Source organism: Stenotrophomonas nitritireducens (assembly GCF_001431425.1).
GTDB lineage: Bacteria > Pseudomonadota > Gammaproteobacteria > Xanthomonadales > Xanthomonadaceae > Stenotrophomonas > Stenotrophomonas nitritireducens.
This window is the reverse complement of record NZ_LDJG01000016.1, coordinates 32,200-55,448: the sequence shown is the minus strand read 5'-3', so window position 1 is coordinate 55,448 and position 23,249 is coordinate 32,200. Positions and strand designations below refer to the sequence as shown.

Genomic DNA, 23,249 nt, shown 5'->3' with positions numbered 1-23,249 from the left:
AGTTGTCGGTGCTGCGGGACACCCATGCCCGGCTGCAGTCGGAATACGACGAGCGGGTGGGTTGGGCGCAGTCCCTGGACCAGGAGTTGTCCGCGTTGCAGGGCATGCATGCGGGATTGCAGCATAAGCATGAAGAACAGGTAAACTGGGCGCGATCGCTGGATGCTGAATTGGTGTCGTTGCACACCGCTCATGCCGATCTACAGCAAGGTCATCACGTACAAGGGGAACGGATACGGGAGCTGGAGCGGGCGCTGATGGAATCGGGCACCTCGTACCAGCAATTGCAAACCGAATCCGAAAGGAACAGGACTGACCTGGAAGCCAAGGTGGAGGGCGCCGAGCGCGCGCTCCAGGCATTGGCACGGGAGAAGCAGATCCAGGAGCTGGAAATGGAGCAGTGGGGGCGGGATATCCAGGAGGAGCTGGTGCGAATGCGGCGCGAGTTGCAGGAACAGCTGAATTCCGCGCGTGGTTCGCTGGATGCGATCACGGTGGAAGTCAGCAGCCAGCGCGCGGAGCAGTTGGACCAGAGGGAGTACCTGCTCCGGGAGCTGGAGGATGCGCGGCAAGTCAGCCGCGAGCTCAGCGGACAATTGTCGCAGGTGCTTGCATCGCGTTCGTGGGCCTGGACCCGGCCGCTGCGGTTTGCGGGTCGGGTACTCCGCGGCGAATGGGGCAACGTCCTGGAGTCTCTGCAGGGCTCGGCGGTCGCACGCAGCCGGTTGCTGAGCCCGTTGCGCGCACCGGTCAAGGGTTGGCTGATGCGTCGCGCCCATGCGGTGGAAGCGGCGCAGCCGCTTCATCTGGCCGTGGAACATCCGGAAGCGCAGGAGCCGCATGCGGCGGTGGCCGGGCTGGTGGTGCCGGTGTTCGAGCATCCCGTGGCCTCGATCGTCATCCCGGCATACGGCAATCTGGGGTACACCGCCGCCGCGGTGCGTTCGATCGTGGAAAGCGTGGGGCCTGGCGTTGCCTACGAAATCATTGTTGCCGAAGACGCGTCCGGCGACCCGGATATCGCCTGTCTGGCCGGGGTGCCCGGCCTGCGTTACCACGAACATCCGCGGAATCTGGGTTTCCTGCTGTCCTGCAATGCCGCGGTGAAGCTGGCGCGCGGGCAGTACATCTGCCTGTTGAACAACGATACGCAGGTCATGCCGGGCTGGCTGGAGGCATTGCTGGAGGTGTTCGAGCAGAAGCCGGATGCGGGCCTGGTGGGATCGAAACTGGTCTACCCGGACGGGCGCCTGCAGGAGGCCGGCGGTATCGTCTGGAACGATGGGAGTGCCTGGAATTTCGGCCGGCTGGATGACCCGTCGCGCGCGATCTACGGCTATCTGAAGACGGTGGACTATGTCTCCGGCGCTTCGATCATGTTACCGCGTACGCTCTGGGATGAGCTGGGGGGCTTTGACGAGCATTACATCCCGGCTTATTACGAAGATACCGACATCGCCTTCCGGGTGCGTGCCGCGGGCTATCAGGTCTACATGCAGCCGGCGTCAGTGGTGGTGCATTACGAGGGCGTCTCCAACGGCACCGACGAAGGCAGCGGGATCAAGGCCTACCAGGCGGTCAATCGCGAGAAATTCCTGGAGCGCTGGATGGATGTCCTGCGTAGCCAGCATTTCCCCAATGCGGACAGTGTGTTTCTGGCGCGGGATCGTTCGCGGGGGCGCAGGCATGTTCTGGTCGTTGATCATTACGTGCCGCAGCCGGATCGTGATGCCGGCTCGCGTGCGACCTGGCAGGTGATCCAGTTGCTGGTCAGTGAAGGCGTCCAGGTATCGTTCTGGCCGGAAAACCTCTATTACGACCCGGATTATGCGCCGCAGTTGCAGCGGATCGGTGTCGAAGTCCTGCACGGCGGAGAGCATGTGGGCCGCTTTGATTCATGGATCCGCGAGAACGGCCGGTATCTCGATGCGGTCATACTAAATCGCCCGCATGTGTCGGTGAATCTGATCGACGCGGTCCATCAGCATAGCCGTGCGAGAGTCGTCTATTACGGACACGATGTGCATCACCTGCGGATGCAGGAGCAGATGAAGCTTCTGCCTGATGCGGCGCTGGAAGCGGAGATGGAGCGTATCCGTGATTTCGAATACGAAATGTGGCGGAAGTCGGACGTCATTCTCTATCCGTCGGCCAGCGAAACGGCTCATGTCCGGGACTGGCTGGCGGTGAACGGGCCGGCGCCGGCAACGGCGGAGACGATTCCTCTGTATGCGTATGAGCCGGTTCCGGGCGAGCTGCTGTCTCCGCCGGCGGATCGGCAGGGGATATTGTTTGTCGCCGGTTTTGCGCATCCGCCCAATGTCGATGCGGCATGCTGGTTCGTCCGGGAGATATTTCCGCTGGTGCGCCGTGAACTGCCGGGAATCAAGCTGACATTGGTGGGTTCGAATCCACATCCGAGTGTGTGGGAACTGGCGGGGGATGATGTCGAGGTCACCGGCTACGTCAGTGATGAGCGATTGGCCGAATATTATTGCTCTTCGCTGGTTTCAGTCGCCCCGCTGCGTTTTGGTGGCGGGGTGAAGGGCAAGGTTCTCGAGAGTCTGCGGTTCGGTGTGCCATGTGTCACCACCAGTACCGGCATGCAGGGGTTGGCGGGAGCGTCGGATTTCATGTGCTTTGGCGACGATGCCCCGTCGCTGGCGGAACATGTGGTCCGTCTTGTCAGGGATTCCGCTCACTGGGCCGATGTTTCTGGTCGTTCCAGGGATTTCATTGCGGCGAATTATTCACGGATGGCGGTCTGGAACATTCTTTCCAGGGCATTGGAGTTCGATGTGCGTGGGTGATGGCTGTCGTGGCGATGAGTCGGTTTTCTCCAGATGTTTTTCGTTTCATGGTGATGTGCGGACGGTGGCATCGTCGATGTTCATGATGATGCTTTTTCAAATAATCCAGGTCATGTGATAGGTGCTTGTATGGTTCGTGAATATCTGCTGTCGCTCGGGGTCGTTTCTGTCATCTGTCTTGCGGCGGGTTGTTCCCGCGAGCCCGTGCCTGCAGGGGAGGCGGCTCCTGCAGCTGCGGCAGCCCCGAAGCGCGAGCTGCCGGCTTCGCTTGAAGACCCCGCCGGCATGCTGAAGGTGTCGCCGGGTGCTGTTGATGGCTGTGCGGTTGCGAATGGTGGGGTTGCGCTTGATGTCAGTTGGAATGCGACTGGGCGTACCGAAGGCGTCCAGATATTCTGGGTGTCGCCGGGTGAAGCTCCCAAGCTCTGGCTGGCTGCCGGAGCGGTGGGGCAGGACAAGAGCGGTCCTTGGGCGGTGAAAGGCACGAAAATCCAGCTGGTCAATGGTGCGGATTCCGCGGCGCTGGCCGAGGTGGTTCTCGACGAGGTTCCGTGCCAGTAAGGTTGCGGCCATCGAGCTGATGGAGGTATCCCGGGTGGGTCGGAAGGCCCATCCGGGGTGGTTTTCGACGAGACGGACGAATTGAGTCCATGGTGGCTGCGAACGCCGTCGATGCTCCGCTGCCTTCCGTTCCTGGGGGCTTGATCGGCCGGTCCACTGTGGATGACACGCGCATCCGGGACGTGGAGCGATTGCCCATGACGCCGCTGTATATGCAGGGACGGACCGTTCAAGGAGTAGGAAGCATCAATCATGAATGATTCAATGTTGGTTCGATCAGGTCTCGCCTTCCAACTGGCGCTGATGGGCGGCTTTGCGCTGTTGCTGACGTTGTTCGGCTATCAATCCGCGTATTTTGGTGACGAGCTCTTTCCGTTCTTCGTTGCAAAGACCAGCTCCTCGCTTCCGGAAGCCTTTTTCCGGATAAACGAATACAAGCCCAGGTTCATCTTCAATGGAATCTGGGCATTGCTGACCTGGTGGCAGGCTCCCCGATATGTTGCCGCCATTCTGAATTTTCTTGGCATGTGGTCGGCCGCAAGTCTGGTCTTCATCCTCGGACGCAGATACCTTGCGGCCAGTGTACCGGTGGCCATGGCGGCAGCCGCATGCGTCCTGATTTCCCGCTTTGGCATGGTTCTTTACCATGATTATCTTTCGGGAATCATCGGGACTTGGGGGCTGGCGCTGTTTCTGGGGACGGTTTCCTGCCTGTGCGGGCTTGTATTCGCGCAGCGGATTTCAGTCGCGGGCTGCGCCGTATATATCGGCATGGGGGTGCTCACTATTTTCGTGTACGAGACGTATGTCGCTGGCCTCTTCGTGCTGGGCTCCGCGGGAGTGCTCCTGGCACTGTTTGACCGTTCGCGCCCTGCCCGGGAGCGGCGGTTGCTTGCGCTGGCGGGAGTGCTCGTCTGGACTGTGCCGCTTTCCATGTTCGTGCTGGCCACGAAGTGGCTCTCGACATTCTCGGTGATGACCGGTACGGCCGGTCAGACGGTTTCCGTGGGAATGGGCAACATCAGGACATTTCTCCATTTTCTGTCCAATGTATTGCTGGGTACGAATTACGGTCTGGAGTGGTTCACGGGATACTTCAACGCAGCTACCCGGGAAGGAAGGCTGGCCGGGTATGGCTTCGCAGTGGTTCTTGCTTTCCTCTGGATATCGACGCTGATCAGATCCAGGGCCGCGTGGAGGCCACGGTCGCTGTTCATCAGCATCGTCCTGCTGGGGATGATCGTGGCCACGGTCGCCATTTCCAGCCTGCCGGGGGCTGAGAAGGCCGATGGTCGGTGGATGTTCCCGGTCAGTGCTTTTGCCGCACTTTTCGTGTTGTCCATTCCGACCTCCTTGTTGCGGAACATGCTGCTAATTTCCCTGCTTGGGGTCAGTGCCTTCCATCTTTCGATGCGCAGTTACGATGGGATTTACAATGTGAAGGCATCGCATGCCGCCGGAAAGCTGGCGGCGGCGATGCATGGCGCCGCGCCACTGGGGAAACGAGGGCTGGTTCTCGGCATCGCTGATGGCGACCTGGAATGGGTTCTTGGCGGCAATGCCCTGCAGGGAAATGATGTGACCAATGGCGACGTGTTCTGCTGGATCAATTTGAAGACGTTGCCATGCCTCGATCCACGGAGTGCATTGAATCGTGCATCCCTGGATGCCTACGACTTTGCGCTGGCATATGCCGATGGCGTACGAGCACCGACTCGGCTGTATGTCGTTCCCGGATCTGTGTTGCCACTGCTGGTTCATCCAACGCTGGACATGATCGACGGCTCGCGTGCACTGGGGGGGACGGACAATGGCTGGAATGGCTGGGCGTGGCAGGGGGCCGCGCCTGCCGCGGAAACCGACGTCGAGATATCAGGTGGTCGGGTGGGGACCTTGCGTGTGCCGGTTGCCGATATCGAAGGTGCCGTGATCGCGTATGAGGCCTATTCGACAGGAGAGGCAGGTCCCGCAGGTATGCGTTTGCAGGTCAATTGGCTGGACGAAAAATCTGACCTGGTCGCAGCGCAGATCAAGGTCGTCGCACCGGAACAGGCTCCACGATTGTTCACCATGCTTCTGGACCCACCGGCAGGCTCGGCATCGGCCGAAATCTATGTAACGGCGCATGACGGCAGTTCAGGCCCGTTTTTTGTGCCCTATGTCGGAGTTGTCCGCCCCAGATGATCGGTGCCGGTGAATTTTTATGAATTCTACGAAGACTGGAAGCAGGGTGTACCCGCGCTGGCTGCGCCTGCTGTGGCTGGGCGCGATGCCGGTACTGGTGTTGGCGCTGTTCAATTACGTCACGTTCAAGCGGCATTATTCCGGCCGCGCGACGTTTCCATGGGACTTTCTCGGTGGATACCACGCGCAGAGCTTTGGTTGGTACGACATCGGAGGAGTTACGGCTCCGGCCAGCTGGCTGCCGTGGACCAATCTGGGTTTTCCTGCTTTTCTTGCGATCCAGGCAGGCGGTTGGTATTTGCCACTGACGCTGCTCCACGCGCTGGGGGTTGAGTATTCAGTCCATGTGGCGACTGTGTTCCAGGCGCTGCATGTGCTTTTCGGCGCGGTTGGTTGCTGCCTGCTGCTGCGGCGCCTGGGGAGCCCGCTGGCCGTTGCGCTGTTTGCCGGGATTGCATACCACTACGGCGCTACGTTCTTCTCTAATCAGCAGCATGTGGATATCGTGCGTGCTGCGGCCTGGTTTCCGTGGTTGATTCTTGCATTGCATCCGGAATTTCTGACCCGGAAATGGTGGGGCATACCCGCCGCAGCATTGATTCTTTCCCAGCTTCTGGTGTGTGCCTATCCCGGGGCAATCGTATCCTTTGCCTATGCATCTGCCGTGTGGGTATTGCTGCAGACATGGCAATGCAAGGATCCAGTGGGACGACGGCGCTACCTCGTCCTGCTGAGCTGTGCCGTCCTGTGCGGCCTGCTGATGGCGATGCCAAAATGGATGCCATTTCTGCTCAACGGCGCTGTCGGCTTGCAGCGCGAGTCGTTCGACCCGCCGCCGGTGGGCAACATGGCGCTGTTTACATTTCTTCTGCCCTATCTGTCGGATGCAGTGCCTGGCGATCCAACCATGCGCAGCCTCTGGTTGCCGCTGACGGTCTTCTGGGGAATCTGCTGGCTGACGCCGCGTGAGCCCTTAGCGCGGTTCGGGCTGGCAATGACGGTATTCGGGTTGGTGTTCTGCATGCTTGTTCCGCATGTTCCCGAATTTCTGCACCTGTTGCCCGGCGGAGGGGTCAGTCGATTCCCGTTGGCCGACTGGAGGCCTGTCATCCATCTTGGATTGATACTTGCTTCGGCCAGTGGATGGCAGCGCCTGTTGTCGGGAAGTGTCCCGATGCAGAGCGCCCTTGTGCGTTCCGCCGTGATGCTGCTGGTTTTTACGGCAGCTGTACTGGCGGGGGTTTTCCATGGCTTTGATGGGGCGTCGTTGGTTCTCGCCCTGGCCACAGGGGCGGTGGTACTGGCACTGGCGCTGGTCGTAATCGCGCTGTCGTCGGCACGGCCACGAGGCAGGATGGTGAGTGGTATCTGGGCGATAGCTCTAATCGTGGTGACTGCAACCAACGGTTATATGTACCACCGCTCCCAGCCACTGACATGGCGACCCGCGTGGAACAGCGATGTAGAGATGCAGTCTTTCGGGGGGCATTTCAGCGATTTCACGAGTGGCAGACAGCCGCTGGTGATAGAGCGGCGTCCGGCGCGCGCGGTGGTCGGTGGCAACCTTCAGGATGCGATTACCCTGCGTGATAGCTCCCACTATAATCATTGCTATTATTCGCACCGCTATTGTGTATTTGGCTACGACAATCTCCGGCTGTCGAAGCCGCATCAGTTGCTGTTGAGTTCTCTGTACGGCGAAGGAGGAGGGGCGCTGTTGGCGTTTGTCAGTCACCCGCAGCAGTTGCTGGTTATTCCGGCAGTGGGGGGTGATACCGTTCCCCTGCTTGACGAAGCGCTGGCGACGGCGCCGGCGGTCGGCGATTCGACGGGCGTGAAGGTGTCTTTCCGGAAATATTCGGCGGAGTCGGTTGTTTACCTCGTCGAGACCGTGCGCGGAGTACGCGTGATCGAGAATGAAATCGCGTGGCCGGGCTGGCGTCTGCGACTGTGTGACACTACCGGTCGCTGCGGTACTCCCGTGGAAGTCGAGGCCACCTCACAATCGTTGCGGACCTGGTCGATTCCCCCTGGAAAATGGACGGTAAATCTTGAATTCGTCGGGCCATCCAATGTCCCGGGTTATCTGTGCTATGTCTTGGGGGTGCTGATTGCCTTGCTGGGAGGATGGCTGGCATTCCGACGGAAGAAAGCAGCGGATGGTGCGTAGTGTGCGTGCATGCGCCGCGAGCGATGGGGTGTAGTTGGAGCGGGGAGCTGGTTTGACCAGTTCCCATCATCGACGCGGAGCAGGGGGCACTGAAGCGTCAGTGCCGGTCGACGGTCGGGTACGGGCCGAGCAGTAGTGGGCAGGCGTCATTGCGGCGGCTGCCCGTACGCGGAGCGAGGGCTCTCTGGATACTTTCTCCGCGCGCCTTGGCCAAGGCGGTGCCAGTGACGTCTGCCGCAGGCAACCTGCCGGCGAGTTTCTGGAGATTGCCTGAATGACGGCATCCATCATCTGGTCCGCCATATGCTTGCCTGCCTCACCCGCGGTGGATCAGGGGAGTAAAGCCTTCTTCCGGGTGAATACGAAGCGTGAGAGCAGATAGGTAAGCGGAACGGTGATCGCGACTACGACCAAGGGCCCCAAGCGCGCAGGGAGGTGCAGCCGCTCGATCCATGTCCACAAAACAGCCATGCTGGACAGATACTGGGCAACATAAACCAGTGGGAAAAGAAGCATTGAGCGCAGCCCGGCATGGGTCCGGAAAACGAATATCCGGTTTATCAGATATGCGAATACGATTCCGAATGCGTACGCTGCCGAATAGGCTATGCGGTAGCCAAAGCTCTGCAGTAGAAGAAGATAGATGAGGTAGGTAATGGCGGTATTCAGTCCGCCGGAAACGAGGAATCGCAGGAAGCTCGAGGCGGCAATGGCGGAGCGCACGCGCTGAAACACTTGGGTGATCACCCGCCGACCTTTCTGATCTCGTCAAGGAAGGCATCATAACGGCGGATGTAGTCATCGGCGTCATAGAAATCGGAGGCGAAGACCAGTAGTACGGCATCTTCGGAGTACTTGTATTGAATGCCCCAGGTCATGGACGGCAGATACAGGCCGAGGTTGGGTCGATCCAGTACGAACTCCTCGCGCCTGCTGCCGTCGTCGGCAACGACATGGACCGAACCCTTCACGGCGATCAGGAACTGGTGGCAGTTGAAGTGCGCGTGCTCGCCACGGGTTTCTGCAGTAGGTACATCGTAGACGAGGAAATAGCGCTTGGGCGAGAACGGGATTTCACGCTCGAACTCGCCAACGGACAGGCTCCCGCGCATGTCCGGAATCGCATTGAAGGTATGCAGCTGCACACCCCGTACCGAGCATGTACGAATCCCCGGCGTCGCCGAAACGGGCGCATCCTTCTCGCTGGAACCAACACCCGTGCCCGCATCCGCATAGCCGATGATTTTTGCGGGGTTGCCGACCACGATGGCGTTGGGCGGAACCGAACGGGTAACGACGGCTCCGGCGCCGATCATCGCGTTACGGCCGATCCTCACTCCGGGAAGAATGGTTGCATTGGCGCCGATGCTCGCTCCCTGCTCTATCACGGTGCGTAGAAAGGCTTCCGGATATACCTTGCTGCGCGGTCGGATGTCGTTCGTGAATGTGGCGTTCGGACCGACGAAGACGTTGCTTTCCAGAGTCACGCCATTCCAGAGCTGAACGCCACATTTGACGGTGACGTTGTCGCCGACAACCACATCATCCTCTATGAACACGCCGTCACATATGTTGCAGCCGGCGCCGATCTGCGCTCCGGGAAGAACATGGGCGAATGCCCATATCCGTGTGTTCTCGCCGATATTCGCGGATTCGCAGAGTGCCCTTTCATGGACGAAGTAATTCAAGTTCTTGCTCCGGGGAATTCGAGGCGCAGGGAGATGATGTTCAGTGGGCGCTGCTTTGTGTTCTCATAGGCGCGCCACGCATAGTTCCCGACAATGCCGATGCCGAATGTGTTCAGTGCACCGAAGAACAGTATAGCCAGCATGGATCCGGCATAGCCTGGAACTTCGTATACGCCAAGAAGACGTGCTGCCAATACCATCAGACCGAGGGCCGAGGCGACGCCGAGTCCAAGCAGGCCGGCAGCCATCAGGATCCTTACCGGCAGGTCGGAGAAAGCGAAAACACTGTCCAGCAGATAAGTGATTTTTTTCCTGAGTGTCCATGCGCTTTTGCCATGTTCGCGCTCGAGCCGGCCGTAGCCGACGAACTCTCTGCGGCCACCGAGCCAGAACAGCAGGCCCAGCAGGCTGCTGTTCGCTTCATTGAGTGCTATCAGCCTGTCGCGGAACGCTGCGGTGAGGGCGAATACATCAACGCCGCCTTCCGGTACGTCAGGCTGGACCAGCCTGCGATAGGTGGCCCAGAAGAGGTGCGAGGCAAGCTTGCTGAGGCCTGGGTCCTGGCGTGCGAGACGCTGGCCGAATACGACATCAAGGGGCTTGCTGGTCAGTGACGCAAAAAAATCCAGCATCAGTGATGGTGGTTCCTGCAGATCGGCGGCCATTACGCCGATATATTCTCCAGTAGCCTCGGCCAGCCCGCAGCGGATTGCCGCGAACGCACCGAAGTTTCTGGAAAGCAATACAAGGCGGGATTGGAAGCTGCTGTCTCTCAGGCCGTGCTCAAGTTTCGCGAAGCTCCTGTCTGGACTGCCATCGACAACGAATACGATTTCAAGCGTGTCGTCGAGCTGTTCCGACAGCTGTTCCAGTGCCACAAGCAACGAAGGAATGGAATCTTCGTTCTTGTAGACGGGAATGACGATTGAGTAACGAGGCTTCACCACCCGTTGCAAGCCTCGATCACGCGCGATACTTCGTCGTCGGTCAGTTCGGGAAAACAGGGGAGCGTCACCACGGCATTGCATGAAGCTTCGGTCCAGGGAAGCGAGATCCCCTGGAACTCGTTGCCGAAGATGGGTTGCCTGTAATCCGGTATCGGATAATGCACCTCGCTTGCGACGTGCGCCCCGGATAGATGCTTCTGCAGGCCTGCGCGGTCATCGGTGTGCACCACATACAGATGGGCAACAAAGTCGTCGCCTCCGCGAGCTGGAACCTTGATGTCAGGATGATGGATCTCGTCGGAGTAGCGGTTGGCGATTTCCCGGCGGCGGTCATTCCATCCTTCCAACAGTGGCAGCATGATCCTCAGAAATGCCGCCTGCAATTCATCAAGCCGGCTGTTCCGGCCGCCAGCCAACTCATTGCGGTACTTGGAAGTCCAGCCGTACTGCCGCAGTTGTCTCAGGGTCTCGGCCGTCTCGGCGCAGTTGGTGATGATCGCGCCGCCATCACCCAGAGCTCCCAGATTCTTCGTCGGATAGAAGCTGAAGCTTGCGGCCTTGCCGAAAGTCCCGGCTTTGCGGCCTGAGTGGTCCTTTGCGCCATGCGCCTGCGCGCAGTCTTCGAACACGGCGAAACCATGCTTATCCGCAAGCGCCATGATCGCGGACATGTCAGCGAGCCTGCCATATAGATGCGTCACGATGACCACATCGATGGATTGCCGGCTTGCTGCTTCATCGAGTGCGGCAGGGTCAATGGTGCAGGTCGATGGATCGATATCGACAAACACAGGTTCCGCGCCGCAGGCAAGTACGGCGGTGGTTCCGTACATCGCCGCATTGGCGACCACAGCCACCGACGAGCCCTGCTTTACGCCCAGGCTGCGCAGTCCCAGTTCCAGTGCCTCGGTGCCATTGGCAACACTTACGCACTCGGAGGCGCCGCACCATGTGGCGAATTCCGATTCGAATGCTTTTACATTGGGGCCGAGCACGTAGTAGCCGCTCTCAATCACTTCTACGGCTGCACTGCTCAATGCACTTGCCAAGGGGGAGATGTGGCGGGCAAGCGCATTCACCGGAACAATGGCGGTCATTGGGATTCCATATCCACTGGATTATCAGGGCGACACTCTAAGCTGTCGGAAGGGGCTTAGCCAAGCGCCGCTTCCAGTTCCGGCAGGATGGCGAACAGATCGCCGACCAGCCCGATGTCGGCCACCTCGAAGATCGGCGCATCGCCGTCCTTGTTGATGGCGACGATGGTGCCGGCGTCCTTGATGCCGGTCAGGTGCTGGATGGCGCCGGAGATGCCGACGGCGACATACAGTTCCGGGGCGATGATCTTGCCGGTCTGGCCGACCTGCATGTCGCTGGGCACGTAGCCGGCATCGACCGCGGCGCGCGAGGCGCCCACGGCGGCGCCGAGCTTGTCGGCCAGCTGGTAGATCACCTTGAAGTTCTCTTCCGAGCCCACGCCGCGGCCGCCGGAGACCACGCGCTTGGCGCTCTGCAGGTCCGGGCGGTCGCTCTTGCCGGCGGCCAGGCCGACGAAGCGGGTGTGCGAGGGCAGGGTGGCGTCGACGCTGATCGCTTCGACCGCGGCGTTGTTGCCCTTGGCCGCTTCCGGCCAGGAGGCGGCGCGCACGGTAGCCACGACCACCTGGTCGGCGGGCACCTCGACGGTGATGATGGCGTTGCCGGCGTAGATCGGGCGCTTGAAGGTGTGCGGACCTTCGACGGCCATCAGGTCCGAGACCTGGTTGACGCCCAGCAGCGCGGCCACGGCCGGCATCAGGTCCTTGCCGGTGGTGGTCGACGCGCCGAACACGTGGCTGTAGCCGGTGGCGGCCTTGGCGATCTGCGGGGCCTGCACCTGCGCCACGGCGTGTTCGTTGGCCGGGTTGGCGACGGTCAGCACCTTGCCGACGCCGGCGATCTGCGCGGCCTGCGCGGCGATGGCGGCCGGGTCGGCGGCCAGCACGAGGACGTCGATGTCGCCGCCGATGGCGGCGGCAGCCGAGACGGTCTTGGCGACGGCGCTGTTGAGCTTGCCGTCCAGGTGTTCGGCGATGACGAGAATCTTGGCCATTACAGCAACCCCTTCTGCTTGAGTGCGGCCACCAGTTCGGCGGCGTCCTTCACCATCACGCCCTTGCTGCGCTTGGCCGGGGCGGCGTAGTGGGTGGTCTTGAACGTATCGGCGGCTTCGACGCCCAGGTCGGCCAGCTGCAGGGTCTCCAGCGGCTTGGCCTTGGCCTTCATGATGTCCGGCAGCTTGATGAAGCGCGGCTCGTTCAGGCGCAGGTCGGTGGTGATCACCGCCGGCAGGTCCACTTCCAGCGTTTCCAGGCCGGCGTCGACTTCGCGGGTGACCGTGGCCTTGCCGCCTTCGATCTCGACCTTGGAGGCGAAGGTGGCCTGCGGGCGCGTCCACAACGTGGCCAGCATCTGGCCGGTCTGGTTGGCGTCGTCGTCGATGGCCTGCTTGCCGAGGATGACCAGGTCCGGCTGCTCCTTCTCCACCAGCTTGAGCAGCGCACGCGCGGCGGTCAGCGGCTGGATGGCCTGGTCGGTGACCACGTGGATGGCGCGGTTGGCGCCCATGGCCAGGCCGTTGCGCAGGTGTGCCTGGGCGTCGGCCGGGGCGATGGTGGCGACCACGACCTCGCTGGCGATGCCCTTGTCGCGCAGGCGCAGGGCTTCTTCCAGGGCGATTTCATCGAACGGGTTCGGCGAGAGCTTGACGCCATCGGTGACCACGCCGGAACCATCCGGCTTGACCTGAATGCGGACGTTGTAGTCCACCACGCGCTTGTACGCGACGAGGATTTTCATGTGCTGCGGGATCCTTCGGTTGCAGGGGCCGGCGCCATGCCGGACGGAGGAAAGCCCCGATTCTAGCGGGAGGGAGAGTTCCGTGCGAATGCGTATGGCGATGCGCCGGCTCATTCGCCCCGACGTCGACGCGCACCTTTGTCGGATGCTCCTTCGGCCGGAGGCAAGGGGCCAGCAGGGCATCCAGATCTTCGGCGGAGAAACGGAGGGCGGTATTGCCGCCACCGTCGAGGATGGCGTTGGCCAAGGCGGCCTTGCGCGCCTGCAGGGCAACGATGTCCTCCATGCTTGCCCAGCATTCCGGAGATCAGGGTCAGCATGGTCGTGAACTGGGAAAACAGGCAGTTCACGGGCCACGTCCTGCTTGCGCCGGCGCGGGATGAATGGGTGCAGGCGCCGGGCGAGCAGGTGCGCGCGCAAGGTGTGGCCGCCGCACTCAATGGGGTGGTGCCAATGCTGGTTGAAGGTTTTTTCGTCGCCCAGTAGTCCCGGCAGCAGGAACTCGAAATGGGTCCACAGTTCACCCAGATGGTTCTCCAGCGGGGTGCCGCTCAGGCATAGGCGGTGGTGGCTGTGGAGCGTGCGCAGGCCGATGGCGGCGCGGCTCTTGGGGTTCTTGACCTGCTGGGTTTCGTCCAGGATCAGCAGATGGTAGACGTAGGCTTGGCAGGCCGGCGCTCTGCAGTTGCTGTCGATAGTCTGCTTCATGGCGGATATTGCGAGGCAGCAAGCAGGACTGACCATCGGTATCGGTGGTGAACAGCGACAGGTCGCCATCGGCGAGCAGGTGATCGCCATATCGCCAGGCCAGCGTGGCCAAGTCGCACAGGGCGGGAGATGGCATGTGCGCCCATTTGGCTGGACAGAACACTGCTGCTGTGAAGGAGCAGAACCGGCACGGCCTGCGCTGGCGCTTCGGGCGTAGGTGTGGTCGGTGTCGGCAGATCCGGGTTGATCTGCCGCAGGGCATATGTGACCAGCTGGCGTTCGCAGGCCTGCAACGCCGGCGCCCCAGGAATGTATGGACTTCTTCCGCGGCAACAGGCAGTTCCAGTGACCCCACTTTGCCGGTGTCCGGATCGAGGCAGCAGGCCGAGTGGCCCATCACCATGCCTTCGGCGCCCCCTTCGATGTGGAGTGCCGGGGCGATCAGGGCGCCGGCTTCGCCCGCCAGCTCCTCCCATGCCAGAAGGGAGGTACGCAATGGGCCGGCGCGAGCAGGAAGCCTTTTGGCCATCGTGGGGGTGTGTACCCAGCCGCGGCCGGCGGCGATGATCAGTTCCAGAAGGGAGGCCAGCTCGATGCGATCAGCGGCCTGCCTGTCTTGCCGGAATATCCACAGTTGCAGCAGCACGGCGATGTCATGCGGGGTGATGTAATTGGGCGGGTCGAAAATCAGGTCGGGGCCGGTGCCAGCAGTTTTTCGAAGGCGATCGAGTCGTCGGCTTTCAGCGCAGTCTGGTAGACATGGATATCGGACCGATACCGGTGCGCTGACAGGACATAGGCCAGGACTTTGCTGGCGCCGTGCCTGTCGGGCACGGGGGGGCGGATTGATGCTCGTGTCAGCGGGACAGGGATGCGCGCAGTTCCGGTCGTGGCTGCCCGGGCACGGGATCAGCCGGCGCTTGTTCCAATACGGCCAACAGCGTTGCCGTGACATGATTGCCGTCTGCCCCCATCGGGCAGCTGCACTGGTTTCGCAGTCTGCTGCGTGATGTGCGGGTGTTGGCGGCAAAGTCGATCGATACGGTGTAATGCCGGCGCTGGCGTCCCTGGACGTCAGCTGTGAGCTGGCCCCCCGCCAGAGCCGGATGGCGCACCTGCGTGACGTAGTTGCGGCCCTTTTTAAGCGTCAGCTCATCCAGTCAGCACAGGATGTCGTCGGCATTAAAATTGCCGTCAAGGTAAATGGAGGGTTGGTTGCGGTGGAGGGGCAGGTCTATCGGGGACGTGCTTCTCATTGCCCGGGGGCGGCGAGGGGGCAGAAGCAGGAAATACTCCCGTCGTTGTATGCTGGGCGGAGGATTGGCAGCGCCGGGAATGGCCTGCCTGGATGTGATTCCAACAGGAGAACAAATAGTGCCCACCTGGCTAGTGACCGGCGGTGCCGGCTTCATCGGCGGCAATTTCGTGCTGGAGGCGGTCGCCCGCGGCATCAAGGTCGTCAACCTCGATGCCCTGACCTATGCAGGCAACCTGCGCACGCTGGCGGGCCTGGAGGGCAATCCGGCGCACGTCTTCGTGCAGGGCGATATCGGCGACCGCGGCCTGGTCGAGCGCCTGATGGCCGAACACCAGCCCGACGCGGTGCTGAACTTCGCCGCCGAGAGCCACGTGGACCGCTCGATCGACGGTCCCGGCGCCTTCATCCAGACCAACGTGGTCGGGACGCTGGGCCTGCTCGAAGCGGTGCGCGACTACTGGAAGGCGTTGCCGGCGGCGAAGGGCGAGGCCTTCCGCTTCCTGCATGTCTCCACCGACGAGGTCTACGGCACGCTGGGCGAGACCGGCAAGTTCACCGAAACCACGCCTTATGCGCCGAATTCGCCGTACTCGGCGTCCAAGGCCGCCTCCGATCACCTGGTGCGCGCGTTCCACCACACCTATGGGCTGCCGGTGCTGACCACCAACTGCTCCAACAACTATGGCCCGTACCACTTCCCGGAAAAGCTCATTCCGCTGGTGATCGCCAAGGCGCTGGCCGGCGAGCCGCTGCCGGTCTATGGCGATGGCAAACAGGTGCGCGACTGGCTGTTCGTCGCCGATCACTGCGAGGCGATCCGCACCGTGCTGGCCAAGGGCCGGGTGGGCGAGACCTACAACGTCGGCGGCGACTCGGAAAGGCAGAACATCGAAGTGGTGCAGGCGATCTGCGCGCTGTTGGACCAGCGTCGTCCGCGCGAGGACGGCCAGCCGCGCAGCAGCCAGATCACCCATGTGACCGATCGCCCCGGCCATGACCGCCGCTATGCGATCGACGCCTCCAAGCTGAAGGACGAACTGGGCTGGGAGCCGGCCCATACCTTCGAACAGGGCATCGCCTTCACCGTGGACTGGTACCTGGACAACCAGGAATGGGTCGACGGCGTGCTGGATGGCAGCTATCGCCTGCAGCGCATCGGCACCGCCGCCTGAATCTTCGGAGACGACATGACCCAACGCAAAGGCATCATCCTCGCCGGAGGTTCCGGCACGCGCCTGTATCCGATCACCAAGGGCGTCAGCAAGCAGCTGCTGCCGGTATACGACAAGCCGATGATCTACTACCCGCTCAGCGTGCTGATGATGGCGGGTATCCGCGAGGTGCTGATCATCAACACGCCGCATGAGCAGGCCCTGTTCCAGGCGTTGCTGGGCGACGGTTCGCAGTGGGGCATGGACATCCAGTACGCGGTCCAGCCCAGCCCCGACGGACTGGCCCAGGCCTACCTGATCGGCCGCGACTTCGTCGCCGGCAAACCCAGCTGCCTCGTGCTGGGCGACAACATCTTCCACGGCCATGGCCTGCGCGCCACGCTCAAGCGCGCCGACGCCCGCGATGCCGGCGCGACCGTGTTCGGCTATTGGGTCAACGATCCGGAGCGCTACGGCGTGGCCGAGTTCGACCAGGGCGGCAAGGTCGTCGGCCTGGTCGAGAAGCCGGAGAATCCGCGTTCCAACTATGCGGTCACCGGCCTGTATTTCTACGACGGCACCGCCAGCGACCATGCCGCGGAGCTCAAGCCCTCGCCGCGCGGCGAGCTGGAGATCACCGACCTCAACAAGCGCTACCTGGATGCGGGCGCGCTGTACCTGGAGCAGCTGGGGCGTGGCTACGCCTGGCTCGACACCGGCACCCACCAGTCGCTGCTGGAGGCGTCCAACTTCATCGAGACAATCCAGACCCGCCAGGGCCTGCAGGTCTGCTGCCCCGAGGAAATCGCCTATGGGCAGGGCTGGATCGATGCCGCCGAACTGGAGGCGCTGGCCGCGCCGCTGCTGAAGAACGGCTACGGCCAGTACCTGCAGAAGCTGTTGCAGCGGGGCGTTGTTCCGTGAGAGTGACTGGAACGTCCCTGCCGGGTTGCATGGTGATCGAGCCGGCGGTGTTCGGCGATGCGCGTGGCATGTTCTTCGAGACCTGGAACGCCGAGCGTTTCGCCGAACATGGGCTGCCGACGAAGTTCGTGCAGAGCAATGTCTCCACCTCGGTCAAGGGCGTGCTGCGCGGCCTGCATTACCAGTGGCCGCGGCCGCAGGGCAAGCTGGTGAGCGTGCTCGAAGGCGAGGTCTACGACGTGGCCGTGGACATCCGCCGCGGCTCGCCGACCTTCGGGCGCTGGGAAGCGGTGCTGCTCAGCGGCGAGAACCATCGCCAGTTCTGGATCCCGGAAGGCTTTGCGCATGGCTTCGCCGTGCTGTCCGAGCGTGCGGTGTTCAGTTACATGTGCACGGACGTGTACGTGAGGGAGGCCGATGCCGGCGTGCGCTGGAACGATGCCGACATCGCCGTCGACTGGCCGATCAGTGTGCCCACGTTGTCGGCCAAAGACGAGAATGTCCCGTTTCTGAAGGACATCGCCGAGGACCGGTTGCCGGTATACGTTCCATGACGGTGCTGGTGTTCGGCGGCAACGGCCAGGTCGGTCGTGAGCTGCTGCGCGCGCTGGCGCCGCTGGGCCGGGTCGTGGCGACCACCCGCAGCGGCACCCTGCCCGATGGCAGCGCCTGCGAGGTGGCCGATTTCGACAGGCCCGGCAGCTTGGCCGCGCTGCTGGACCACGTTCAGCCCTCGGTGGTGGTCAATGCCGCGGCCTATACCGCGGTGGATCGCGCCGAGCAGGAGCCGGAAGCGGCGTTCCGCGCCAATGCCGAAGCCCCCGGCGCGATCGCGCGCTGGTGCGCCGCCCATGGCGTGCCACTGGTGCATTACTCCACCGACTACGTCTTCGACGGGCAGGGCAACGCACCCTACCGCGAGGACGCGCCGACCGCGCCGCTGGGCGTGTACGGCAGCAGCAAGCGCGATGGCGAAGAGGCGGTGCGCGCTGCGGGAGGGCGCCATCTGATCTTCCGCACCGCGTGGGTGTATGCCGCGCATGGCAGCAATTTCCTGCGCACCATGCTGCGCGTGGGCGCCGAGCGCGACCAGCTGCGCGTGGTGGCCGACCAGATCGGCACGCCGACGCCGGCGGCATTGATCGCCGATGTCACCGCACAGGCGCTGCGGCATCCGGGCGGCCTGTCCGGGACCTGGCATTTGACCGCGTCGGGGCAGACCAGCTGGCATGGCTTCGCCGAAGCGATCTTCGCCGAGGCGCTGGCCACCGGCGTGCTGGCGAAGGCCCCGGCGGTGGAAGCCATTCCCAGCTCGGAGTACCCGACGCCGGCGAAGCGGCCGGCCTGGTCGGTGCTGGATAACCGCAGGCTGCAACAGGACTTCGGCATCGCATTGCCCTCCTGGCAGGACGGTCTGGAGCGGGTGATGGCGGAGATCGCGGCCGGCTGACACGGATCGCTGCGGGCACGAACGAAAATCCCGGCCATTGGCCGGGATTTTTTCAGTCCTTCGCGAAGATCGGCAAAGCCGCTCCGTGCAGGAAGATGCCGCTGTAGAGCGGGGCGTCGCCCCGCTGGAGCATTCCCGGCCAATCCTTCCGGGGGGCGGCCCTGCTACCCGGCGAGGGGTCACCCCGTAGCGGGACGGTGTTTCAGCTGCGCCCGTAGGTGTCCTCGAAACGCACGATGTCGTCTTCGCCGAGATAACTGCCTGACTGTACCTCGATCAGTTCCAGCGGCAGTTTGCCGGGGTTGCGCAGCCGGTGCGTCACGCCCAGCGGGATGTAGGTGCTCTGGTTCTCGCTGAGCAGCAGTACTTCGTCGCCGCGGGTCACCTCGGCCGTGCCGCTGACCACGATCCAGTGTTCGGCGCGATGGTGGTGCATCTGCAGGCTCAGCGTGCCACCAGGCTTGACCGTGATGCGCTTGACCTGGAAGCGCTCGCCGTTGTCGATGGAGTCGTAGGCGCCCCACGGGCGGTGGACCTTGCGGTGCCAGGTGGCCTCGCTGCGGCCTTCCGCCTTCAGCCGTGCGACTACGTCTTTGACTTCCTGCATGCGATCGGCGTTGCCGACCAGCACTGCGTCGTCGGTCTCGACCACGATGACGTCGTCCAACCCGACCAGCGCCACCAGCCGTTCGCCGTAGGCGTAGGTATTGCGGCAGTCGATGGCGATCACGTCGCCGTGATGGGCATTGCCGTCGCCGTCCTGGGTGGAGACATCGCGCAGAGCGGTCCACGAACCGACATCGTTCCAGCCTGCGTCCAGCGCCACCACCACCGCATCGGCGGTCTTTTCCATCACCGCATAGTCGATCGAGTCGGAGGGCACCGCCGCGAAGGCTTCGGTATCGAGGCGGGTGAAATCGGCGTCGCGGCGCGCGCCTTCCCAGGCGGCGCGGCTGCGTTCGAGCATGGCCGGGTTGAAGCGGGCCAGTTCCTGCAGGTAGCGTGAGGCGCGGAACAGGAACATGCCGCTGTTCCAGAGGTACTGGCCGCTGGCGACGTAATCGGTAGCGGTGGCCAGGTCGGGCTTCTCGACGAAGCGCTCGACTGCACGCGCGCCCTCGCCGGGCGCGGCCTTGATGTAGCCATAGCCGGTTTCCGGGCCGGTCGGAACGATGCCGAAGGTCACCAGCTTGCCTGCATCGGCCGCAGCCGCCGCTTGGCGCACGCTGGCATGGAAGGCGGCCTCGTCGGCGATCACATGGTCCGAAGGCAGCACCAGCAGCAGCGGGTCGGCGCCATCGCGGGTGGCTTCCAGCGCCGCCACGGCGATGGCCGGTGCGGTGTTACGCCCCACCGGTTCGAGGATGATCGCCTGCGGCTGCGCGCCCACCTGCTGTAATTGGTCGGCGGCGACGAAGCGGTGCGTCTCGTTGGCGATCACCAGCGGCCCGCGCGCGGCGATGGCCGCCACCCGCTGCCAGGTGGCCTGCAGCATGGTCGCTTCGCCGGCCAGTGGCAGGAACTGCTTGGGATAGGCTTCGCGCGAGAGCGGCCACAGGCGGGTGCCGGAGCCGCCGGACAGGATGACGGGAGTAATGTTGCTCATGATGGGTCTCAGGCCGAAAGCAGGGTGGAGATTTCGTCGGTACGCGCCTGCAGCAGCGCCGCATCGCCGCGCGTCTCGACGTTGAGCCGCAGCAGCGGCTCGGTGTTGGAGCTGCGCAGGTTGAAACGCCAGTCGCCGAAATCAGCGCTGATGCCGTCGGTGTGGTCCAGCGTGGGCGACTGCGCGGCGAAGTGTTGCATCACCCGTTCGACCGCGGCCTTGGCGTCGGCGACCTTGAAGTTGATCTCGCCGCTGCACGGGTAGGCGGCCATGCGATCTTCTACCAGTTCGGCGAGCGACAGGCCGCTGCTCGAAACCAGCTGCGCGATCAGCAGCCACGGGATCATGCCCGAGTCGGCATAGGCGAATTCGCGGAAATAGTGGTGCGCGCTCATCTCGCCGCCGTAGACGGCGTTCTCCGAGCGCATCTTCTCCTTGATGAAGGCGTGCCCGCTTTTGCACAGCACCGGCACGCCTCCCGCCGCTTCCACCATTTCCACCGTGTTCCACACCAGGCGCGGGTCGTGCACGACCTTGCCGCCGGGATTGCGCGCCAGGATCGCCTGGGCGAGCAGGCCCACCAGGTAGTAGCCCTCGATGAAGCGACCGGTATGGTCGAAGAAGAAGCAGCGGTCGAAGTCGCCGTCCCAGGCGATGCCGAAATCGGCGCCATGCGCGCACACCGCATCGGCGGTGGCGGCGCGGTTCTCCGGCAGCAGCGGATTCGGGATGCCGTTGGGGAAGCGGCCATCGGGTTCGTGGCAGATGCGCACGAATTCCAGCGGCAGGTGTGGTGCGAGCAGATCGACGATGGCGCCCGCGCCACCGTTGCCGGCATTGACCACCAGTTTCAGCGGCTTGAGCGCGGCCACGTCCACATAGGACAGCAGGTGCGCGATGTAGGCGCTCTTGTCGTGTCGTTCGACCTGTCCGGCACGCGGGGCCTGCGCCGGCGCGGTGTCAGCGGCCACCGCATCGGAGATGGCGAACAGGCCGGTATCCGAGCTGATCGGCCGCGCCTGCTGCTTGACCAGCTTCATGCCGTTGTAGTCCATCGGGTTGTGGCTGGCGGTGACCATCACCCCGCCGGCCGCGCCCAGATGGTCGGTCTGGAAATAGACCTCCTCGGTGCCGCACAGGCCGATGTCGATCACCTCGCGGCCTTCGCCGCGCAGTCCGTCCGCGAGCGCGTCCTGCAGACCCAGGCTGGTCAGGCGCACGTCGTGGCCCAGCACTACCGGGCCGTCGCCAAGCCGGGCGGACAAGGCCTTGCCGATCTTTCGCGCGAGATCCTCGTTGAGCTCCTCGGGCACGCGGCCGCGGATGTCGTAGGCCTTGAACGCGGGTAATGGCATGCGGGTAACCTGTCGATGTGTGGAAAGGCGCCCAGTTTAGTCGCTTGGCGGTGACTGGGCCGTCCGCGGCTGGACGAAGGTCCAAGAGGGCCGGTAAGGGACTGGGGCTAGAATGCGGCCATCCTTTGACTGTGGGCGTGATGCGATGAGCGATCCTTCAACCCTGAGCGGGCGGCGCGGCAAGGTGGTTGCCGATGCGGCCCAAGCACTGGCCGGCGTGGTCGCCGACGGGCAGACCCTGGCGGTCGGTGGTTTCGGGCTGTGCGGCATTCCCGAAGCCCTGATCGCCGCCCTGCGCGATTCCGGCGTGACCGGCCTGACCGTGATCTCCAACAATGCCGGCGTCGACGGCTTCGGCCTCGGCCAACTGCTGGAAACCCGACAGATCCGCAAGATGATTTCCTCCTACGTGGGCGAGAACAAGGAATTCGAGCGGCAGTTCCTGGCCGGCGAACTGGAGCTGGAGTTCAACCCGCAGGGCACCCTGGCCGAGCGCCTGCGTGCCGGCGGCGCAGGCATTCCGGCGTTCTTCACCGCCACCGGCTACGGCACCGTGGTGGCCGAGGGCAAGGAAACCCGCGAATTCGACGGCAAGCATTACGTGATGGAGACCGCGCTGAAGGCGGACGTTTCGCTGGTCAAGGCGTGGAAGGCCGACGAGGCCGGCAACCTGGTGTTCCGCAAGACCGCGCGCAACTTCAATCCCGCCTGCGCCATGGCCGGCAAGGTCTGCGTGGTGGAAGTGGAGGAGATCGTGCCGGTCGGCGCGATCGACCCGGACCAGGTGCACCTGCCGGGCATCTACGTGGACCGCATCGTGTTGAACGCGACGCCGGAAAAACGCATCGAACAACGCACCATCCGCGCGGAGGGCAACTGAAATGGCATGGACCCGTGACGAGATGGCGCAGCGCGCCGCGCGCGAACTGACCGATGGCGCCTACGTGAACCTGGGCATCGGCCTGCCGACGCTGGTGGCCAACCACATCCCCGAAGGCGTGGACGTATGGCTGCAGTCGGAGAACGGCCTGCTCGGCATCGGCCCGTTCCCGACCGACGCCGAAGTAGACGCCGACCTGATCAACGCCGGCAAGCAGACCGTGACCGCGCGCGCCGGCGCCAGCTACTTCGGCAGCCACGATTCGTTCGCGATGATCCGTGGCGGCCACATCAACCTGGCCATCCTCGGCGCGATGCAGGTCACCGACAAGGGCGACCTGGCCAACTGGATGGTGCCGGGCAAGATGGTCAAGGGCATGGGCGGAGCGATGGACCTGGTGGCGGGCGTGCAGCGCGTGGTGGTGCTGATGGAGCACACCGCCAAGAACGGCGAGCACAAGATCCTGTCCGAGTGCACCCTGCCGCTGACCGGCGTGGGGGTGGTCGACCGCATCATCACCGACCTGGCAGTGTTCGACGTCACCGATGCTGGCCTCACGCTGGTGGAAGCGGCTCCGGGCGTCGGCCTGGAGGAACTGAAGGCCAGAACCGGCGTGGCTTTCATCTGAGGGCTGTTTCAGGGGAAGTCCCGCATGGCCGATGGCGTTCTGGGCGTTGCAGGCGCCCGGAACTGCCGCTGCGAACCCGCAGGGCATGCGA

At 63.3% G+C, this 23,249-nt stretch carries 19 protein-coding genes and 1 pseudogene; 10 read left to right on the top strand and 10 right to left on the bottom strand.

Annotation, left to right across the window (positions count from 1 at the left end; translation table 11 throughout):
• The 4 genes from ABB22_RS11340 to ABB22_RS11330 form a co-directional block, all read left to right on the top strand.
• Positions 1–2,810 (top strand): glycosyltransferase (locus ABB22_RS11340; protein ID WP_244481342.1); only part of this gene is annotated, 2,810 nt, incomplete at its 5' end.
• Between the two features lie 129 nt (positions 2,811–2,939).
• Complete coding sequence (locus ABB22_RS18210; protein WP_152984151.1) at positions 2,940–3,371, top strand: hypothetical protein; 432 nt, start codon at positions 2,940–2,942, stop codon at positions 3,369–3,371.
• Between the two features lie 252 nt (positions 3,372–3,623).
• Positions 3,624–5,555: a hypothetical protein gene (locus ABB22_RS11335; RefSeq protein WP_152984150.1), complete on the top strand. Its 1,932-nt coding sequence runs from the start codon at positions 3,624–3,626 to the stop codon at positions 5,553–5,555.
• Between the two features lie 19 nt (positions 5,556–5,574).
• Positions 5,575–7,725, top strand: coding sequence for a glycosyltransferase family protein (locus ABB22_RS11330; protein ID WP_152984149.1), 2,151 nt, complete (start codon positions 5,575–5,577; stop codon positions 7,723–7,725).
• 330 nt (positions 7,726–8,055) lie between these two features.
• Here ABB22_RS11330 and ABB22_RS11325 read toward each other — a convergent pair whose 3' ends face one another.
• The 8 genes and pseudogenes from ABB22_RS11325 to ABB22_RS18760 all read right to left on the bottom strand — a co-directional run bounded on the left by ABB22_RS11325 (position 8,056) and on the right by ABB22_RS18760 (position 14,552).
• On the bottom strand, positions 8,056–8,472 hold the full coding sequence (locus ABB22_RS11325; protein WP_211264514.1) for a GtrA family protein: 417 nt from the start codon (positions 8,470–8,472) through the stop codon (positions 8,056–8,058).
• A complete protein-coding gene (locus tag ABB22_RS11320; RefSeq protein ID WP_057505241.1) occupies positions 8,469–9,413 on the bottom strand; it encodes a WxcM-like domain-containing protein in 945 nt (314 codons plus the stop codon). The genes ABB22_RS11325 and ABB22_RS11320 overlap by 4 nt, the downstream gene beginning before the upstream one ends.
• A complete protein-coding gene (locus ABB22_RS11315) occupies positions 9,410–10,357 on the bottom strand; it encodes a glycosyltransferase family 2 protein (RefSeq protein WP_244481341.1) in 948 nt (315 codons plus the stop codon). The genes ABB22_RS11320 and ABB22_RS11315 overlap by 4 nt, the downstream gene beginning before the upstream one ends.
• Entirely contained in the window at positions 10,354–11,457 is a 1,104-nt protein-coding gene (locus tag ABB22_RS11310; protein ID WP_057505239.1) for a DegT/DnrJ/EryC1/StrS family aminotransferase, read from the bottom strand. Before ABB22_RS11310 ends, ABB22_RS11315 begins: the two co-directional genes overlap by 4 nt.
• Positions 11,458–11,513: 56 nt before the next feature.
• A complete protein-coding gene (locus ABB22_RS11305) occupies positions 11,514–12,452 on the bottom strand; it encodes an electron transfer flavoprotein subunit alpha/FixB family protein (RefSeq protein ID WP_057505238.1) in 939 nt (312 codons plus the stop codon).
• A complete protein-coding gene (locus ABB22_RS11300; protein WP_057505237.1) occupies positions 12,452–13,198 on the bottom strand; it encodes an electron transfer flavoprotein subunit beta/FixA family protein in 747 nt (248 codons plus the stop codon). The genes ABB22_RS11305 and ABB22_RS11300 overlap by 1 nt, the downstream gene beginning before the upstream one ends.
• A 399-nt stretch (positions 13,199–13,597) precedes the next feature.
• Positions 13,598–13,792 (bottom strand): annotated as a pseudogene (locus tag ABB22_RS18765) (SNF2-related protein); the annotation flags it as partial.
• On the bottom strand, positions 13,719–14,552 hold the full coding sequence (locus tag ABB22_RS18760) for a hypothetical protein (RefSeq protein ID WP_244481343.1): 834 nt from the start codon (positions 14,550–14,552) through the stop codon (positions 13,719–13,721). The gene ABB22_RS18760 and the pseudogene ABB22_RS18765, both read right to left, overlap by 74 nt.
• Positions 14,553–15,280: 728 nt before the next feature.
• Between ABB22_RS18760 and rfbB the strand changes: the two genes are divergently transcribed.
• Genes rfbB through rfbD form a run of 4 tightly spaced genes read left to right on the top strand, consistent with a single transcriptional unit; the run spans position 15,281 to position 18,689 of the window.
• Positions 15,281–16,336, top strand: coding sequence for a dTDP-glucose 4,6-dehydratase (gene rfbB, locus ABB22_RS11285; protein ID WP_057505234.1), 1,056 nt, complete (start codon positions 15,281–15,283; stop codon positions 16,334–16,336).
• A gap of 15 nt (positions 16,337–16,351) precedes the next feature.
• Complete coding sequence (gene rfbA / locus ABB22_RS11280) at positions 16,352–17,239, top strand: glucose-1-phosphate thymidylyltransferase RfbA (protein WP_057505233.1); 888 nt, start codon at positions 16,352–16,354, stop codon at positions 17,237–17,239.
• Positions 17,236–17,793 (top strand): dTDP-4-dehydrorhamnose 3,5-epimerase, encoded by a 558-nt coding sequence (rfbC, locus tag ABB22_RS11275; RefSeq protein ID WP_057505232.1) that lies wholly within the window; start codon positions 17,236–17,238, stop codon positions 17,791–17,793. The genes rfbA and rfbC overlap by 4 nt, the downstream gene beginning before the upstream one ends.
• A complete protein-coding gene (gene rfbD, locus ABB22_RS11270; RefSeq protein WP_057505231.1) occupies positions 17,790–18,689 on the top strand; it encodes a dTDP-4-dehydrorhamnose reductase in 900 nt (299 codons plus the stop codon). Before rfbC ends, rfbD begins: the two co-directional genes overlap by 4 nt.
• Before the next feature lie 202 nt (positions 18,690–18,891).
• Here rfbD and ABB22_RS11265 read toward each other — a convergent pair whose 3' ends face one another.
• Together ABB22_RS11265 and ABB22_RS11260 are read right to left on the bottom strand one after the other, a co-directional pair.
• The gene (locus ABB22_RS11265; protein ID WP_057505230.1) at positions 18,892–20,295 is read right to left on the bottom strand and encodes a mannose-1-phosphate guanylyltransferase/mannose-6-phosphate isomerase; all 1,404 of its coding nucleotides are present in this window, start codon (positions 20,293–20,295) and stop codon (positions 18,892–18,894) included.
• An 8-nt stretch (positions 20,296–20,303) separates the two neighbouring features.
• Positions 20,304–21,650: a phosphohexomutase domain-containing protein gene (locus tag ABB22_RS11260; RefSeq protein WP_057505229.1), complete on the bottom strand. Its 1,347-nt coding sequence runs from the start codon at positions 21,648–21,650 to the stop codon at positions 20,304–20,306.
• Between the two features lie 145 nt (positions 21,651–21,795).
• On the opposite strand from ABB22_RS11260, the gene ABB22_RS11255 reads away from it, so the two are divergent.
• Together ABB22_RS11255 and ABB22_RS11250 are read left to right on the top strand one after the other, a co-directional pair.
• Positions 21,796–22,530 (top strand): CoA transferase subunit A, encoded by a 735-nt coding sequence (locus ABB22_RS11255; protein ID WP_055772455.1) that lies wholly within the window; start codon positions 21,796–21,798, stop codon positions 22,528–22,530.
• A 1-nt stretch (position 22,531) separates the two neighbouring features.
• Positions 22,532–23,158: a CoA transferase subunit B gene (locus tag ABB22_RS11250; protein ID WP_057505228.1), complete on the top strand. Its 627-nt coding sequence runs from the start codon at positions 22,532–22,534 to the stop codon at positions 23,156–23,158.
• Positions 23,159–23,249 lie beyond the last annotated feature (91 nt).

Bases quoted from the DNA above. Each gene is read 5' to 3' on its own strand.
- ABB22_RS11300 (WP_057505237.1), bottom strand. From the start codon at position 13,198: ATGAAAATCCTCGTCGCGTACAAGCGCGTGGTGGACTACAACGTCCGC.
- ABB22_RS11305 (WP_057505238.1), bottom strand. From the start codon at position 12,452: ATGGCCAAGATTCTCGTCATCGCCGAACACCTGGACGGCAAGCTCAAC.
- rfbA (WP_057505233.1), top strand. From the start codon at position 16,352: ATGACCCAACGCAAAGGCATCATCCTCGCCGGAGGTTCCGGCACGCGC.
- ABB22_RS11250 (WP_057505228.1), top strand. From the start codon at position 22,532: ATGGCATGGACCCGTGACGAGATGGCGCAGCGCGCCGCGCGCGAACTG.
- ABB22_RS11335 (WP_152984150.1), top strand. From the start codon at position 3,624: ATGAATGATTCAATGTTGGTTCGATCAGGTCTCGCCTTCCAACTGGCG.
- ABB22_RS11265 (WP_057505230.1), bottom strand. From the start codon at position 20,295: ATGAGCAACATTACTCCCGTCATCCTGTCCGGCGGCTCCGGCACCCGC.
- ABB22_RS11330 (WP_152984149.1), top strand. From the start codon at position 5,575: ATGAATTCTACGAAGACTGGAAGCAGGGTGTACCCGCGCTGGCTGCGC.
- ABB22_RS11260 (WP_057505229.1), bottom strand. From the start codon at position 21,650: ATGCCATTACCCGCGTTCAAGGCCTACGACATCCGCGGCCGCGTGCCC.
- ABB22_RS11255 (WP_055772455.1), top strand. From the start codon at position 21,796: ATGAGCGATCCTTCAACCCTGAGCGGGCGGCGCGGCAAGGTGGTTGCC.
- ABB22_RS11310 (WP_057505239.1), bottom strand. From the start codon at position 11,457: ATGACCGCCATTGTTCCGGTGAATGCGCTTGCCCGCCACATCTCCCCC.
- rfbD (WP_057505231.1), top strand. From the start codon at position 17,790: ATGACGGTGCTGGTGTTCGGCGGCAACGGCCAGGTCGGTCGTGAGCTG.
- ABB22_RS18210 (WP_152984151.1), top strand. From the start codon at position 2,940: ATGGTTCGTGAATATCTGCTGTCGCTCGGGGTCGTTTCTGTCATCTGT.